The sequence below is a fragment of the Cognatishimia maritima genome (assembly GCF_900129685.1).
Classification (GTDB): domain Bacteria; phylum Pseudomonadota; class Alphaproteobacteria; order Rhodobacterales; family Rhodobacteraceae; genus Cognatishimia; species Cognatishimia maritima.
Genome location: NZ_FQWM01000010.1, coordinates 54,765 through 69,122 on the forward strand (window position 1 = coordinate 54,765; position 14,358 = coordinate 69,122).

The window sequence follows — 14,358 nt, forward strand, 5'->3', positions numbered from 1 at the left end:
CAATGTGCGCATCTCCCATTCTAGAATTCGAAATCCAGTCTTTTGAATGTCCAGACGTTAGATGGACATAGGGCCAAGCAATGCCTGAACCACTTTCGGCAGGGCGGCATAGTCCTCTAACAGGGCCTCTGGCTCCAATGCAGCCATATCTTCTCCGCTGGGGCCAAAGGTGACCAAAACCGACGGAACGCCCGCCGCGCGCGCCGTGTTGCGGTCGGTGTCGCTGTCGCCCACCAAAAGACATTGGCGCGGATCACAACGAAGCCGCCGAACAGTTTCAACCAAAGGGGCCGGGTCAGGCTTGCGCACAGGCAGCGTGTCTGCACCGACCAAGGCCCCAAACGCCTCCAGAACATCAAGTTCGGTCAGCAATTGCCGCGCCAGTCCTTCGGGCTTGTTGGTACAAACGCCAACAGCGAAACCCAGCGTTTTCAGTTGTTCGACAGCCTCCATCGCACCGGGGTAAAGCGTGGTGTGTTCCGCGATGGCCTCGCCATAAGCCGCGAGTAGCACCGGATAATAGCGATCAACCGTATCGACATCATAGGCCCCGACACGTTTGAGACCCGCCGTCAGCATGAAGCGCCCGCCACGCAGGGCCACGCCTGCATCATCCCCATGCTGCAAGACGTCACCATGTCCCATCTCACGAAAACAATGGTTGGCCGCGGCCAGCAAATCGCCGGAGGTATCCGCCAAAGTTCCATCCAGATCAAAAATTACCGATTTCATCCTGCCCGCTTTCTGACGCCCTCAGGCCGTTGCAATCAGGGCGAAAACCCGCCCATACCCTGCAATGGCTGTTACAACTCGCAACCTTCTTTGATAGCGCAATCCCTTGCGCCCTTCTGCCAACCGGATAAAACGAGCGCAGACCAATTACAAAGAGAAAACATATGAGCATCGCCCTCGTCATCCTTGCCGCAGGCAAAGGCACCCGGATGAACTCTGACCTGCCGAAGGTTTTGCACGAAATTGCGGGGGCGCCAATGCTGGTGCATGCCATGCGGACGGGCGCGTCATTGATGCCAGAGCGCACGGTGGTTGTGGCGGGCCATGGGTTTGACGACGTGAAAGCCGCAGCCGAAGCCTATGATCCAGAGGCAAAAGTTGTTTTGCAGGCCGAACAAAAGGGCACCGGCCACGCGGTGATGGTGGCAAAAGACGCATTGGCGGGCTTTGAGGGCGACGTCATCGTGCTTTATGGTGATACGCCTTTCATTCAGCCCGATACGCTGGAAAACATGTGTGCTGCGCGCAAGGATCACGCGGTGGTTGTGCTGGGGTTTGAGGCAGAGACATCGGAAAAATACGGCCGTTTGGTTATGGAGGGCGACGCCCTGAAGGCTATCGTCGAATACGCCGATGCCAGCGAAGCGGTGCGCGAGATCAGTTTTTGCAACAGCGGAGTGATGCTGGCCGACAGTCGAGTTTTGTTTGACCTGCTGGATGCCACATCCAACGACAATGCCTCGGGCGAATACTACCTGACCGACGTGGTGAAAGCTGCGAATGACGCTGGCATGACCGCAACCGCTGTGTCCTGCGACGCAAGTGAAACCATGGGCGTGAATTCCCGCGCACATTTGGCCGAGGCCGAGGCCGCCTTTCAGGCACGTGCCCGCGCGGCACTGATGGAAGATGGGGTCACTTTGGTTGATCCCTCCACCACCTGGCTCAGCCTTGATACGGTGATTGGCCGCGACACGGTGATTGAGCCGCATGTATTTTTTGGCCCGGAAGTGACCGTGGAAAGCGGCGCGCGCATCCGTGCTTTTAGCCACCTTGAAGGGGCGCATGTCTCTCGCGGTGGCATCATCGGCCCCTACGCACGACTGCGTCCGGGCACGGAACTGGCCGAAGACGTCAAGATCGGCAACTTTGTCGAAACCAAAAACGCCATCATCGACGAAGGCGCGAAGGTCAATCACCTCTCTTACGTGGGCGACGCCCATGTTGGCGAAAAGGCAAACATCGGTGCGGGCACCATCACCTGCAACTACGATGGCGTGATGAAACACAAGACCACAATTGGCAAAAACGCCTTTATCGGGTCAAACACCATGCTGGTCGCTCCAGTCACCGTAGGCGATGACGCGATGACCGCAAGCGGTTCTGTCATCACGAAGCCGGTCGAGGATGGCGCATTGGCGCTGGCACGGGCTGAACAGGTCAACAAACCCAACATGGCGCGCAAACTTTTTGAGATGCTGCGCGCCAAAAAGGATAAGAAACAAAAAGATAAGGGGCAATCCTAATGTGTGGAATTGTAGGCGTTCTGGGCAATCACGAAGCCGCCCCTCTGTTGGTTGAGGCGCTCAAACGCCTTGAGTATCGCGGCTATGACAGCGCAGGGATCGCGACCGTCCACGACGGACGGCTGGATCGCCGTCGTGCGGTTGGCAAGCTTGTGAACCTCTCTGACCTTTTGGTGCATGAACCGCTGACTGGGAAATCCGGCATTGGCCACACCCGTTGGGCGACCCATGGCGCACCAACTGTGGACAACGCCCACCCGCACCGCGCGGGACCTGTGGCCGTGGTGCACAATGGCATCATCGAAAACTTCCGCGAATTGCGCGCGGAACTGGCGGACGCTGGCATTCAGTTTCAGACTGAAACAGACACTGAAACCGTCGCGATGATGACCCAAAAGCATCTTGATCAAGGCATGTCCCCAGCGGATGCCGCCCGTGCCACCCTTGCGCGGCTGCATGGCGCATTTGCTTTGGCATTTCTGTTTGAAGGCGAAGACGACCTAATCGTTGCGGCCCGTAAAGGATCGCCTTTGGCGATTGGTCACGGCGACGGCGAGATGTTTGTCGGCTCTGACGCCATCGCCCTTGCACCGCTGACAGATGAAATCACCTATCTGGAAGAAGGCGACAGCGCTGTTATCACGCGTACCTCGCTGGAAATCCGCACCGAGGCAGGTGAAATTGCCAACCGCGAAAAACGCAAGATTCAGCTGAATTCAACCCGCGTGGACAAGGCCGGGCACAAGCACTTTATGGCCAAGGAAATCGCCGAACAGCCAACCGTGATTGGGGAGGCTGTCCGCCATTACCTGACGCAGGATGGCACCGGTGTAAAACTTCCCGGCGCTGATCTGGATTTCACCAAGGTTGATCGCCTGACCATGGTCGCCTGCGGCACGGCGTTCTATGCCTGCCTGACGGCGAAATACTGGTTTGAACAGCTTGCCGGTATTCCGGTCGAAGTCGATATCGCCTCTGAATTCCGCTATCGCGAACCCCCGATCAGCAAAGGCACCGTGGCGCTGTTTGTCAGCCAGTCTGGAGAGACCGCAGACACGCTTGCGGCCCTGCGGTATTGCGAGGGCAAGGCCGACAAAATCCTGTCGGTCGTGAATGTCGCCGAAAGTTCCATCGCGCGGGAAAGCGACATCGCGCTACCGATCCTTGCGGGCACCGAAATCGGCGTTGCCTCGACCAAGGCCTTCACCTGCCAGTTGACGGTGCTACTGATGCTGGCCCTGAAGGCAGCACAGGATCGCGGCGCCATAAAAGCAACCAAATGCACCGACTTGCTGAGCAAATTGCGCGCCCTGCCGAGCGTTTTGAACGAAACGTTGGACTGCGAAAGTCAATTGGAAGATACGGCGCGCAAGCTTGCGGAAGCGAAAGACATCTTGTTCTTAGGGCGCGGCCTGATGTACCCACTGGCGCTTGAAGGTGCATTAAAACTAAAAGAAATAAGCTACATACACGCCGAAGCTTATGCGAGCGGAGAGCTAAAGCACGGCCCCATCGCCCTGATTGATAAACACGTGCCGGTGGTGGTTCTAGCCCCCAAGGATGCGCTTTTTGAAAAGTCGATCTCTAACATGCAAGAGGTCATGGCCCGCAACGGTAAGGTGCTTTTGATCACCGACAAACCCGGTGCGAAGGAAGGTGGCGACGGCGTCTGGCAGACAGTGGTGCTGCCCGAGATTGACCCGGTCCTCTCCCCGATCCTTTACGCCATTCCCGCCCAGCTTCTGGCCTACCACACGGCAGTTGCCAAAGGTACGGACGTGGACCAACCCCGCAACCTAGCGAAATCCGTGACGGTGGAATGACGCTCGCTCTCCCACAGGCCATTGCCGCCCTAGAGTCGCTTGCGGAACCCGGGCGCGCCGAGCAGATGGCCGCCTACCACAAGCAATCGCGCCGGGTGATTGGTATCCCAAACCCGGCAATCAATGACCTGACCAAAACTTGGCGACAAACCCTGAGCGTTGAGGACCGCGTGGAATTGGCAGCAGCGCTTTGGCAGACCGACATATTTGAGGCGCGGCTTGCGGCAGCGAAGGTTCTGACGCAGGCACGTTTGCGCCCCGATGACGCCGCGTGGGCGCTTATCCAGTCTTGGGTCCCTGATTTTGACAGTTGGGCCATCGCCGATCACGCCTGTATGGCGGGACAAAAACGCCTTGTCGCTGATCCCTCACGGCTGGATCAAGTTGAGGCGTGGACGACATCAGATCACATGTGGACCCGCCGCGCAGTGCTTGTGATCACCCTGCCCTGGACCAAACAGAACCACCCGAAAGACCATGAACTGGCAGCGCGGGATCGCGTTTTGGGTTGGGCTGCCGGTTATGCAGACGATCCTGATTGGTTCATTCAAAAAGCCGTCGCTTGGTGGCTGCGTGACCTGTCGCGCCATGATGCCGATCGCACCCGTGCTTTTCTGGCTCAGTACGGCGACAAGATGAAACCTTTCGCGCGCAAAGAGGCCGCGCGTCATCTGCCGGATTGATCAGCTGCCATAGACTGTTAACTCAGGAAAACCTGTCAACGGCGCGCCGATCTGGCGCATGGCATCCAGAGAAATAAAGCTGCCTGCCGTTTCTGGTCCTTTAATCGGGATCAGGGTCACCGTCAGTCGATTTCCGCCAAACACAATGGTGCCCGATTGCTGCCGATCAACCAAGGGCGTCCGCAGCCAAACCCCCGGTTCCGTGGCGTCCAATGTGGCAATCGTTGTGCCAAGCTCACCAGACTTGATCTCTCCTGTCGCAACCTGCGCGACATCTTCTGGCCGCGCGACAGGCCGCAAGTCCTCTAGCCCGGCATGCGCGTCCAACACGCCGACTGGACCCGTATCAACCTCCGCCACGTCTTGGGGTGCACATCCGGCCAACCCGCCAACAACCAATAAACACAACGCGATCACACGCAAAACACACCTCCAACGGGGCGTTTTCCCTTGCGAGGGTCTGCCCCTATCCCTAAGTCTTAACCCATGACCGCCCCACTGATCGACCCCTTCCAGCGCGCCATCAACTATTTGCGTGTGTCCGTGACAGACCGTTGCGATTTTCGCTGCGTTTACTGCATGTCCGAAGACATGACCTTTCTGCCGAAGAAAGACCTGCTGACGCTCGAAGAACTGGAACGTATGTGTTCGACCTTTGTGCGGCTGGGCGTTGAGAAGCTGCGCATTACAGGCGGCGAACCTTTGGTGCGCCGTGACATCATGACGTTTTTTCGCGCGATGGGGCAACATCTTGAAACCGGCGCCCTCAAAGAACTGACGTTGACAACAAACGGTAGCCAGCTGCATCGCTTTGCCGATGATCTTGCGGCCTGCGGCGTGCGACGTGTGAACATATCGCTCGACACGCTGGATGCCGAGAAATTCAAGCGCGTCACCCGATGGGGGCGTTTGGAAAACGTGATCCGTGGCATTGATGCCGCCCAAAAGGCCGGGCTGCGGGTCAAGATCAACGCGGTTGCCCTAAAGGGCTTCAACGAAGACGAGCTGATCCCAATCACTAAATGGTGCGCCGATCGTGACATGGACCTGACCTGGATTGAGGTCATGCCCATGGGTGACATGGGCGAAGAAGACCGGATCGGGCAATATTGGTCCCTGCATGACCTGCGTCAGGAATTGGCAAAGACCTACACGCTGACCGAACTCTCTGAACGCACCGGCGGCCCGGCACGCTATGTGCGGCTGGAAGAGACCGGCCAGAAAATCGGTTTCATCACCCCGATGACCCATAATTTCTGCGAAAGCTGCAACCGCGTACGCCTGACTTGCACCGGAGAGCTTTACATGTGCCTCGGCCAAGAAGACATGGCCGACCTGCGTGCGCCCCTGCGGGCCAGCGAAGATGATGCACTGCTCGAAGACGCCATCCGCGCCGCGATTTCGCTAAAGCCCAAAGGGCATGATTTCGACTATTCGCGTCAGGTCATCGAAGGGCAAATGACCCGCCATATGAGTCATACGGGGGGGTGAATGCGTGGGCCGATGCAATTTGGTGCATTGGACTGTTAGGTCAAGCCCACGTTTTTAGGTAGGCGGTAAACTGTGTTGCGTTCGCTGTGCGAATGTCGGGATAGAGCCCACACCAGAAGTGCCAAAATCTTGCTGCGTGCGCATGCAGCACGAGAACCTGCTGCGCCGCCGCGAAATCGTCGCCGCATCGCAGAGCTGGATGCGGTCATTAGGGCATTATGCAGCAATTCTGAAGTCCTGAATTCACATACTGTGGGACGAAGGAGACAACTGACGAAACCAGGAAAACGACCACTCTGGCCCCGAACCGGCCTCACGCTCGACGAATTACCACCCAAAGGACTGATATCGTTTAGCCATCAATTTCACGAAGGCCCTCACGTTTTTCCGCCGATATGCTGCAGGGGAAATGACAAGCCACACCGGTACCGACAGGTTGTCGGGTGTGTAAAGGCAGGCGGTCAGTTTCTCGTTTTTTTCGCCAAGGGGTCTGGGCAATGGTCCCAGGACCTCGCCTTTGCTGATCGTCGCGACCATGGACCCAAGATCAGAGCACTTGGTCGCCACTTGATCCGGTTCGATCAGATCAAGCAACCAGTTGTTGAGCGCGTGAGGTACATTTTGACCGTCGAACAAAGCAAATTTGTGACGCTCCAATTGGTCTGGGTGCGAAGGCAGCGGGTCAGGGTAGTCACGGGACGCGTAAAGCCCTCCTGACAGAACGCCGAGCTTGCGGCAGATTAGATCTTCATCCTTGATCTCGGATGTAATGCGCAGGGCGATGTCGCCGTCGCCTGCGTTCAGGTCCAGGATCCTGTTGCTAGGGATCACTTCTATTGGAGTATCAGGGTAGGTAGCCCTGAACTGGGCCAGGACTTCGTAGATCGCGTCCGTAAATACCAGGATCGGTGCAGAAAACCGGATCGGAATGGTCACGTTGTAGCTCAACTCGGCGGCGGAAGCACCGAAGGACTGCACCGCAGCCTCGACCTGTTCCGCCTCTGCCACCAGCTTTCTGGCTTGAGGCGTTAAATGAAAGCCCCGCGTATCACGATCGAACAGGACCAATCCAAGCTCGTGCTCGAGCTCATCAATCCTGCGGGCGACGGTTGGCTGTGTAACGCCAAGCTCTCGTGATGCTGCGAGCGTCGAGCCGGTGCGGACGACCGAAAGGAAGGATTTGATACTTGTCCAGTTTTTGGGCGCGCTCTTCATTTTTTAAGAACAGCACAAATTCTGGATGGATACCATCGTTTCAGACCGCCGCTTACGATCGGACACACAAATGATGTGGAAAGGGCGGAACCATGAGCCAGGTCAATTTTACCGGAACTCCAATACTTCGGCGTCTGGCGTATCTGCGCTACGTATTTGCGCCTGTCCGATGGATGCCCGAAGTAAGAAAAAGAGACAACAATATACGAAGCCGGGAAAGGCGCGATTTCATGCTTGAATTGATGAAGTCACATCCCGAGGCCTTCCAGAGCGAACTGGACTTTCAGAACATGATGTACGTCTACCCATCAAGGTTCTGAGCGCTTGGGGTATGAGGTTTGATGAACAGTTGTCCACATGAACAACGGGAAAGGTCGAAGAAAATGGAATGCGCAATCGAGTTGTCATTTGCAAAAAGTGAGAGGGACATTGAGGCGGTGCGAGGCTTGATGCGCGAGTATCTTGTCTGGCACCAGCTTCGCTATTCCGAGTCCCGTGACCAGTTGGAAAAGCACGTCGACTACAAGGCCCACGAGTTAGCAATTGATCGCCTTCCGGGGGAGTATGACTCACCCAAATCCTGCTTCCTCATGGCGCGGCGTGGACATGACGCCCTTGGTTGTGTCGCCCTGCGTGACTTGGGGGAAGGCATCGCGGAAATGAGGCGGATGTTCGTCAGACCGCAAGTGCAAGGTTCGGGAGTGGGAAGACGTCTGGCAACAGGAATCATGAAAATCGCGAGCGCTTTGGGCTATGCGACGATGCGTCTTAATACCGGGCCGCTACAGACAGAGGCCGTGAATTTGTATCAAAAACTCGGGTTCAAAGCAGTCGAGCCCTACAATGACCTTCCACCCGCACTGAAAGAACGGCTCGTATTCATGGAGTGCGAGTTGATGTCAGCCGAAGCCTGATGGTTTAACATTTCAGTTTTTGGCAACTTCGGGCTGATACCGCTGAAGAACGATTGCCACTCCTCGACCTGGTCATCGACCGGGTGAAGCTCAGAGTGGGCATGTCGGCTGTTTCCCACTAACAGTCGCCCGCTACCAGCCAGGTTCGTGCCTTTTCGTCAGGCACAAGTTCAGCTAGGCGGGTGTTGAAAAGGTCGATCTCGGCTTGCGAGAGTTGGCCTTCCCACTTGCCAGAACTGCCGGAATCGAAAAAACCGGCGTCGGATTTCCAGTAGCCGGTACCTCCCACGGGAGCATAGTCGACTGCTCTAGCTTTCATGGCGCTAAAGGCCGAGGCCTCTGCGACCTGATCAATCAGCTCTGCGCCGGCTTCGATGCCAGCTGCCTGGGCCAGATGTCGTACGGTGCGGTGACCGTCGCTCAACATGTCCGAATAGTGAAAGACGTTGAGGTGCGGATAGCGTCCGGAAAGGACAGTTTTGGAATAATGGAGGGTAAGGGACGCCAATGTGTCTTTGTCAAAATCTTCCGGGTCCAATGGTTCGTTGATAAACTGACGAATGGAGTCCGGGACCGGTAAACTCATCGGATGATCTGGCGCGACCACTTTTTTGTTGGCCTCGTGTTTGCGAAGGGAAAAGAAGATGTCCAGCGGGTGTCGATAGACAGCAATGACCGTCACACCCTCCCAGATCGGAAACCCATCTGCTGGCGTATGCGTCTTCACCACCCGCTGCCCCTTTTGTGCGGCCAGTGTCGTGGCAACCTCATCGGCGGAAACCCCAAGGTCCGCGTCAACCCAGGGAGACAGCACCGGCACCTTTTCCGGCAGATCCGAACCGCCATTGACCAGCATCGCGAGGATGGTCTGAGTCCAGGTTGTTCCACATTTGGGCGGCGTGCACACAAGGATGTCACCCTTTCTCGGGGCCCAGGTCACCCAACGCAACGGATCGGTGGTCGATCCGCGATATGCCCGAACCGCGGGTGCAAGAACTGGTGCAGCTTCATCCATGGACAGACGATTTCACGGTTCTGCAATTCAGGCAAGGCCCGCTGTTTCTGCTGATCACGCACACTCATGCCGCCCGCGTACGGCTTGACATCATCGGTCGCTGCCGCGCATGCCTGACCCGTCAAGGTCCGTTTTGTTTAAGGTTTTTCGATGCGGGCCATGGTGCTCGATTTCTGTGGGGGACTGACCTTGGCCCGCGTTGGAAAACCTTAAACACATCCGCCTTTTGAAATTGCGGCTAGTGCTGACGCAGAAAGCCTTCGCGAGTGCAGGGAGGCATTTGCGGCGACGCAGCAGATTTCACCAAACCGTCCGTTCACAGGTGTTGATCCCGCCAGATTTCAATCCGCCCATTCGCCGCGGTTGGATTCAACAATCGAGGCGCGGGAGTATCTGGCCATGGGAATCTATAGCCCGAACGGCAGGTCCGTTCCGTGCTGCTGCCTTCTCACCCGTCTAAGCCAGCGCGCTGGCGATCTCGCGCAGGTGGAGGTGGCCGGTGCCGCAGCAGCCGCCGAAGATGTCCATATGTGGATAGCGCGCCCGCAGGTCGCCCAGTTGCTGGCCAAGTTCCACAGGGTTGCCATCTTCGATATGGCCCAGTTTGCACAATGCGATTTTCTCCATCTTGGAAGCATTGGGCCGCACGCCGCGCAGGCGATTTATCCAGTTGCCCTCGGTCAATGCCGGTTCGTATTCCAACGGGTGCGAGCAGTTGAGCAGGTAATAATCCGGCGCGGCGTCCCCGGCTTGACGGTCAATCTCAGGGATGGCTTCCGCCAGTGTCGGCCCGGAGCGCAGCCGATGAGAACTGTCCAGCGTCAATGAAACGGTCAGCGGAACGCCTATCCTCGCTGCAGCGCGGGATACGCCGACAGCCTCGGGGATGTTGTTGAAGGTTGCCGCACAGGCGAAATCCACGTTTGCCGCTTTCAGCGTTTCCAGTTGCACCGAATGATAGTCTTCAGCGCTTTCGGCAGTAATTTCGGTGTTCAACCCATAGGCATCGCCACGCGGCCCAATGCAGCCACCGATCAGAAGTTGCGGGATCTGGCCAGCATAGGGCTTTGCGATTTCACGCAGGAACTCGATGCTGGCGACATTGGCCTCGGCCAGACCAGCGGGCGAATAGCCCAGCTTGGCCCCCCAATCGGGACTGGCGCGGTAATCCAACCCGGTCAGCATGAACGACAGGCCAAATTCGGCGGCGACGTCCAGCATATCTGACATGACTTGCCGCATGGCGACTACGGCCTTGGGGTTTTCCAGCAGCGGGAACATGGCGAACTCAGGCAGTTCGAAACCGTGGCGGTACATGATTTCAGTTTCGGCTCCTCCTTCGGTCAAGAAAATTGCATCGGTGTCAGTGGCCGGGGTCGGGTTGGTGCGGGTCATGCCTCACGCCTCCGGCTTGATGTTCTGGTTAAAATGGAAGCGGTTCTGCGGGTCGTATTTCGTCTTGATTTCGACCAGCCGTTGGTAGTTTGCCCCGAAGGTCGCACGGGTCAGCACATCATTGTCTTCGCCATGGCCGGGAAAATTGAGATAAGCGCGGCCCTCATGCCCGAAGCGCGCGGCACTGTCCCAGCCATCGCGCGCCCAGGCAATGTTTGCCGCGTCGTCTGCGGCATCCGGCCAGACGCCATCGAGCGAATACATCCACCCGAAAGAGCGGTCGCCAAAGGCGGTGGCATCTGCGGGCACCTGCGCGGTGGCCCCGCCGAAGTTCCAGAGTGAGGAGATCGAGTTTTCCGACGGCGCGGCCTCAGCATTGGCCATGGCAAGATCAATCATCTCGTCAGAAAGATCGGTCAGGTAGCGCGCCTTCCAATAGCAACGGAAGTCACCGGCGGGCATCAGCGTGTCAAACAGTGTCTGAACCTCACAATAGCTCATCCGGCCCGAGAAATCGGTGACCATATCGCCCAGTTCCCGCAGCGGCTGCATAAGCGCCTCGCCTTCGGCTGCATCTCCGTTGTACACGCAGGCCAGAGTATAAACGCGCTTACCCCAGCTTTCCTCGGGGAAGTCTTCGCCGCCTGCGGTGGAAAACTCGCACAACGACCCGATAAGCCCGTCATGCTTAAGCATGAAATCCCGCCAGGCGCGGATCGGACCGGGGCCGTCTTCTATTGCGTAAATCGGGGCGGCGAACATCACTTCGGGTCCGGCCGGGTGCAGGGAGAATTCGAACCGGGTCACCACACCGAAGTTACCGCCACCGCCCCTGAGTGCCCAAAGCAACTCCGGGTTTTTATTGGCACTGGTGTGTACAAGCGTGCCATCGGCCGTCACCACATCCGCCGCCACGAGGTTGTCAATCGACAGCCCGTGCTTGGCCCGAAGCCAACCGATGCCGCCCGAGAGCGTCAAGCCTGCCACGCCTGTATCCGAGATCAGACCGCCGGGGGTGGCCAGCCCATGGGCCTGGGTGGCCTTGTCCACGTCCCCCCAGAGTGCGCCGCCCTCCACCGAAGCGACGCGTCGTTCGGCATCAACGCTGACACCCCGCATCTGGGTAAGGTCAACCATCAACCCGCCATCGCAAACTGCATGGCCCGCAACGTTATGGCCACCTGCGCGGATTGAAATGCCCAGATCATGGGCTGCGGCATGGCGCACAGCTGCCATCACATCCTGCGCATTCCGACACCGCGCAATCAGTGCGGGCCTCCTGTCGATCATCGCGTTCCAGACGCCGCGGGCCGCGTCATAGCCGCCTATCCCTGCTGTCAGAAGCTCACCTTCAAAGCCGGAAATATGTGTGTCTGGGGTGCTCATGATCAAATCCTTTCTTTCATTTTCAGAAAGGGTAACGCATAGGGCCTGGCGTGCTCAGTGGCAATTTTGCCAGTTTTGCGGCATACTGGACAAGCGATTATGGCAGATCGGTCAGAACCGGGCCGTTTTGGACATTTGTGCCGTAAGGGGGAATTGAGAAAATGGCAAAAAAGCCGCAGATCTTGTTGCTGGCCGCGCCCGAGACGTCGGCTTCGGTGCTTTATGGGGTTTATGATGTGTTGATGTCGGCGGGGGCTGTTTATCTGGATATGGTGATCGGCAAACCGGGGGATGAGTTGCTGGACGTGAAGATTGTTACCGCCAATGGAAAACCTTTCCGTTGTATTGGCAATATCCCGGTGGAGCCGCACGCCGCCATCGGCGATGTCGAGACCCCTGATGCGGTGGTTGTCTGTGACATGTACACCACGATCTACGATGTTCCGCACGGGCGCTACCCGCGTGAGATTGCCTGGCTGAAGGCGATGCACGCGGGCGGGGCGCTGTTGTCGTCGGTCTGCTCGGGATCGCTGCTCTTGGCCGAAGGGGGCTTGCTGGATGGTCATCGCGCCACGGCGCATTGGGCCTATCGTGACATGTTCCAGCGGCATTTCCCCAATATTTCGTTCCAGACGGAATCGGTGCTGTGCCTGGCGGCGGAGGAAGACCGGATCGTCACTGCCGGGGGCGTCAGCGCCTGGCATGATTTGGTGGTCTACCTGATTGCACGTTTCTGTGGCTATCAGGTTGCGATTGAAACCGCTAAGGTGTTCCTGATCGGGGGGCATGCCGAGGGCCAGTCGCCCTATGCGGTGATGACCCGGCCCATGGAATCGAACGATGGCCCGATCACCGACAGTCAGGAATGGATTGCCGAACATTACGCCACCACCAACCCGGTGGAGAAGATGGTTGAACGATCGGGTCTCAACCCGCGCACGTTTTCACGCCGCTTCCGAACGGCCACGGGCTTTGCCCCGATCGAATACGTGCAGGCGCTGCGGGTTGAAGAGGCTAAGCAGATGCTGGAGATGGACCAGATCAGCAATGACGACGTGGGGGTCTCCATCGGCTATGACGATCCGGCGTCCTTTCGACGGGTTTTCAAACGCGGCACTGGCATGACACCCGCTGCCTATCGCAAGAAGTTCCAACGGATTGCCCGGATCGCACAACCGGCGTGAAGCACGGCATTGCAGACATTCAATCATCGCGCAGATACACGCAAGTTGGGCTCACTGCCGCCAATGCATCGGCAGAAATGGTGTTCTCGGCTGACTTCTGAGAGCAGGCGTACACACCGCTTGTACCATGACATCGTCAGCGCGGCGCTGATGCTTGGGCGTTGGGGGAGAGGATCGGAGGGCATATCATGCCAAGAGTCCAACTTCCCGCTGTCACCCCGAAACGCAGAGCCTGGAACAAGGGTCGGATCAGCGGCCAGAAACGTCCGCTGTTGCCGAAACAGGTCTGGGCGATCCGTGCGCGTCTCGAACTTGCAGGCAACCTACGCGATCTTGCTTTGTTCAACGTCGCCATAGACAGCAAACTTCGAGGCTGTGATCTGGTCAAGCTTGCCGTGACTGATCTTGTCAAAGACGATCGCGTCCGCGAACGTGTTTCAGTGATCCAGAGCAAAACCAAGCGACCAGTTCAATTTGAACTCACTGAGAACACTCGGGATACGGTTGCCGCGTGGATCAAGTCGCCAGAGATGATCGGCTGCCGGTTCATGTTTCCCAGCCGGATTCACAACCGCCCGCATATCTCAACACGCCAATATGGTCGGCTTGTGCGGGATTGGGTGGCGGCGATCGGACTGGAGCCCAGTGGATACGGCACCCATTCGCTGCGCCGGACCAAGGCAGCGGAGATTTACCGGAAAACCGGAAATCTCAGGGCGGTTCAACTACTGCTCGGACATACCAAGGTTGACAGCACAGTTAGATACCTTGGCGTCGAACTCGAAGATGCGCTGAGCATCGCCGAGCAAATCGACATTTGAACCATGTTGGCGGGCGGTACTTGCCGTTCGCCAATTCGGACCGGACCTACGTTCGCGCCGCAGCGGTGGTTTGGATCGAGCCCAAATTTCCTAATACTGCACGATCGACGAACGGGTGCGAAGCACACACAGCTGACACTGCTCCTAGTGCGACCTTTACCAAACCAGACCTA

General features: G+C 57.6%; 13 protein-coding genes. 7 read left to right on the top strand and 6 right to left on the bottom strand.

The window, feature by feature from the left end:
- Nucleotides 1–57: 57 nt before the first annotated feature.
- Nucleotides 58–732 (bottom strand): HAD-IA family hydrolase, encoded by a 675-nt coding sequence (locus BUA39_RS16050; protein ID WP_072794242.1) that lies wholly within the window; start codon nucleotides 730–732, stop codon nucleotides 58–60.
- 164 nt (nucleotides 733–896) lie between these two features.
- Between BUA39_RS16050 and glmU the strand changes: the two genes are divergently transcribed.
- Genes glmU through BUA39_RS16065 form a run of 3 tightly spaced genes read left to right on the top strand, consistent with a single transcriptional unit; the run spans nucleotide 897 to nucleotide 4,764 of the window.
- Complete coding sequence (glmU, locus tag BUA39_RS16055; RefSeq protein ID WP_072794243.1) at nucleotides 897–2,258, top strand: bifunctional UDP-N-acetylglucosamine diphosphorylase/glucosamine-1-phosphate N-acetyltransferase GlmU; 1,362 nt, start codon at nucleotides 897–899, stop codon at nucleotides 2,256–2,258.
- Entirely contained in the window at nucleotides 2,258–4,081 is a 1,824-nt protein-coding gene (gene glmS / locus BUA39_RS16060; protein WP_072794244.1) for a glutamine--fructose-6-phosphate transaminase (isomerizing), read from the top strand. The genes glmU and glmS overlap by 1 nt, the downstream gene beginning before the upstream one ends.
- The gene (locus tag BUA39_RS16065) at nucleotides 4,078–4,764 is read left to right on the top strand and encodes a DNA alkylation repair protein (protein WP_072794245.1); all 687 of its coding nucleotides are present in this window, start codon (nucleotides 4,078–4,080) and stop codon (nucleotides 4,762–4,764) included. Before glmS ends, BUA39_RS16065 begins: the two co-directional genes overlap by 4 nt.
- Here BUA39_RS16065 and BUA39_RS16070 read toward each other — a convergent pair whose 3' ends face one another.
- Nucleotides 4,765–5,187 carry a hypothetical protein gene (locus tag BUA39_RS16070; RefSeq protein WP_084605047.1) on the bottom strand — a complete coding sequence of 141 codons (423 nt, stop codon included), beginning with the start codon at nucleotides 5,185–5,187 and terminating at the stop codon, nucleotides 4,765–4,767. It abuts the gene before it with no gap.
- A gap of 63 nt (nucleotides 5,188–5,250) precedes the next feature.
- On the opposite strand from BUA39_RS16070, the gene moaA reads away from it, so the two are divergent.
- On the top strand, nucleotides 5,251–6,255 hold the full coding sequence (gene moaA, locus BUA39_RS16075; RefSeq protein WP_072794246.1) for a GTP 3',8-cyclase MoaA: 1,005 nt from the start codon (nucleotides 5,251–5,253) through the stop codon (nucleotides 6,253–6,255).
- A 327-nt stretch (nucleotides 6,256–6,582) separates the two neighbouring features.
- Here the strand turns inward: moaA and BUA39_RS16080 are convergent, their stop codons facing one another.
- Complete coding sequence (locus tag BUA39_RS16080) at nucleotides 6,583–7,470, bottom strand: LysR family transcriptional regulator (protein ID WP_072794247.1); 888 nt, start codon at nucleotides 7,468–7,470, stop codon at nucleotides 6,583–6,585.
- Between the two features lie 341 nt (nucleotides 7,471–7,811).
- Between BUA39_RS16080 and BUA39_RS16090 the strand changes: the two genes are divergently transcribed.
- Complete coding sequence (locus tag BUA39_RS16090; protein WP_084605049.1) at nucleotides 7,812–8,384, top strand: GNAT family N-acetyltransferase; 573 nt, start codon at nucleotides 7,812–7,814, stop codon at nucleotides 8,382–8,384.
- A gap of 118 nt (nucleotides 8,385–8,502) precedes the next feature.
- Here BUA39_RS16090 and BUA39_RS16095 read toward each other — a convergent pair whose 3' ends face one another.
- The 3 genes from BUA39_RS16095 to BUA39_RS16105 form a co-directional block, all read right to left on the bottom strand.
- Complete coding sequence (locus BUA39_RS16095; protein ID WP_072794250.1) at nucleotides 8,503–9,399, bottom strand: sulfotransferase domain-containing protein; 897 nt, start codon at nucleotides 9,397–9,399, stop codon at nucleotides 8,503–8,505.
- Between the two features lie 456 nt (nucleotides 9,400–9,855).
- Nucleotides 9,856–10,794, bottom strand: a complete 939-nt coding sequence (locus tag BUA39_RS16100; protein WP_072794251.1) for a homocysteine S-methyltransferase family protein — start codon at nucleotides 10,792–10,794, stop codon at nucleotides 9,856–9,858.
- Nucleotides 10,795–10,797: 3 nt separating this feature from the next.
- Complete coding sequence (locus tag BUA39_RS16105; RefSeq protein WP_072794252.1) at nucleotides 10,798–12,180, bottom strand: FAD-binding oxidoreductase; 1,383 nt, start codon at nucleotides 12,178–12,180, stop codon at nucleotides 10,798–10,800.
- A gap of 161 nt (nucleotides 12,181–12,341) precedes the next feature.
- Between BUA39_RS16105 and BUA39_RS16110 the strand changes: the two genes are divergently transcribed.
- Together BUA39_RS16110 and BUA39_RS16115 are read left to right on the top strand one after the other, a co-directional pair.
- Nucleotides 12,342–13,364 carry a GlxA family transcriptional regulator gene (locus BUA39_RS16110; protein WP_072794253.1) on the top strand — a complete coding sequence of 341 codons (1,023 nt, stop codon included), beginning with the start codon at nucleotides 12,342–12,344 and terminating at the stop codon, nucleotides 13,362–13,364.
- 188 nt (nucleotides 13,365–13,552) lie between these two features.
- Nucleotides 13,553–14,185, top strand: coding sequence for a tyrosine-type recombinase/integrase (locus BUA39_RS16115; protein ID WP_072794254.1), 633 nt, complete (start codon nucleotides 13,553–13,555; stop codon nucleotides 14,183–14,185).
- Nucleotides 14,186–14,358: the final 173 nt, after the last annotated feature.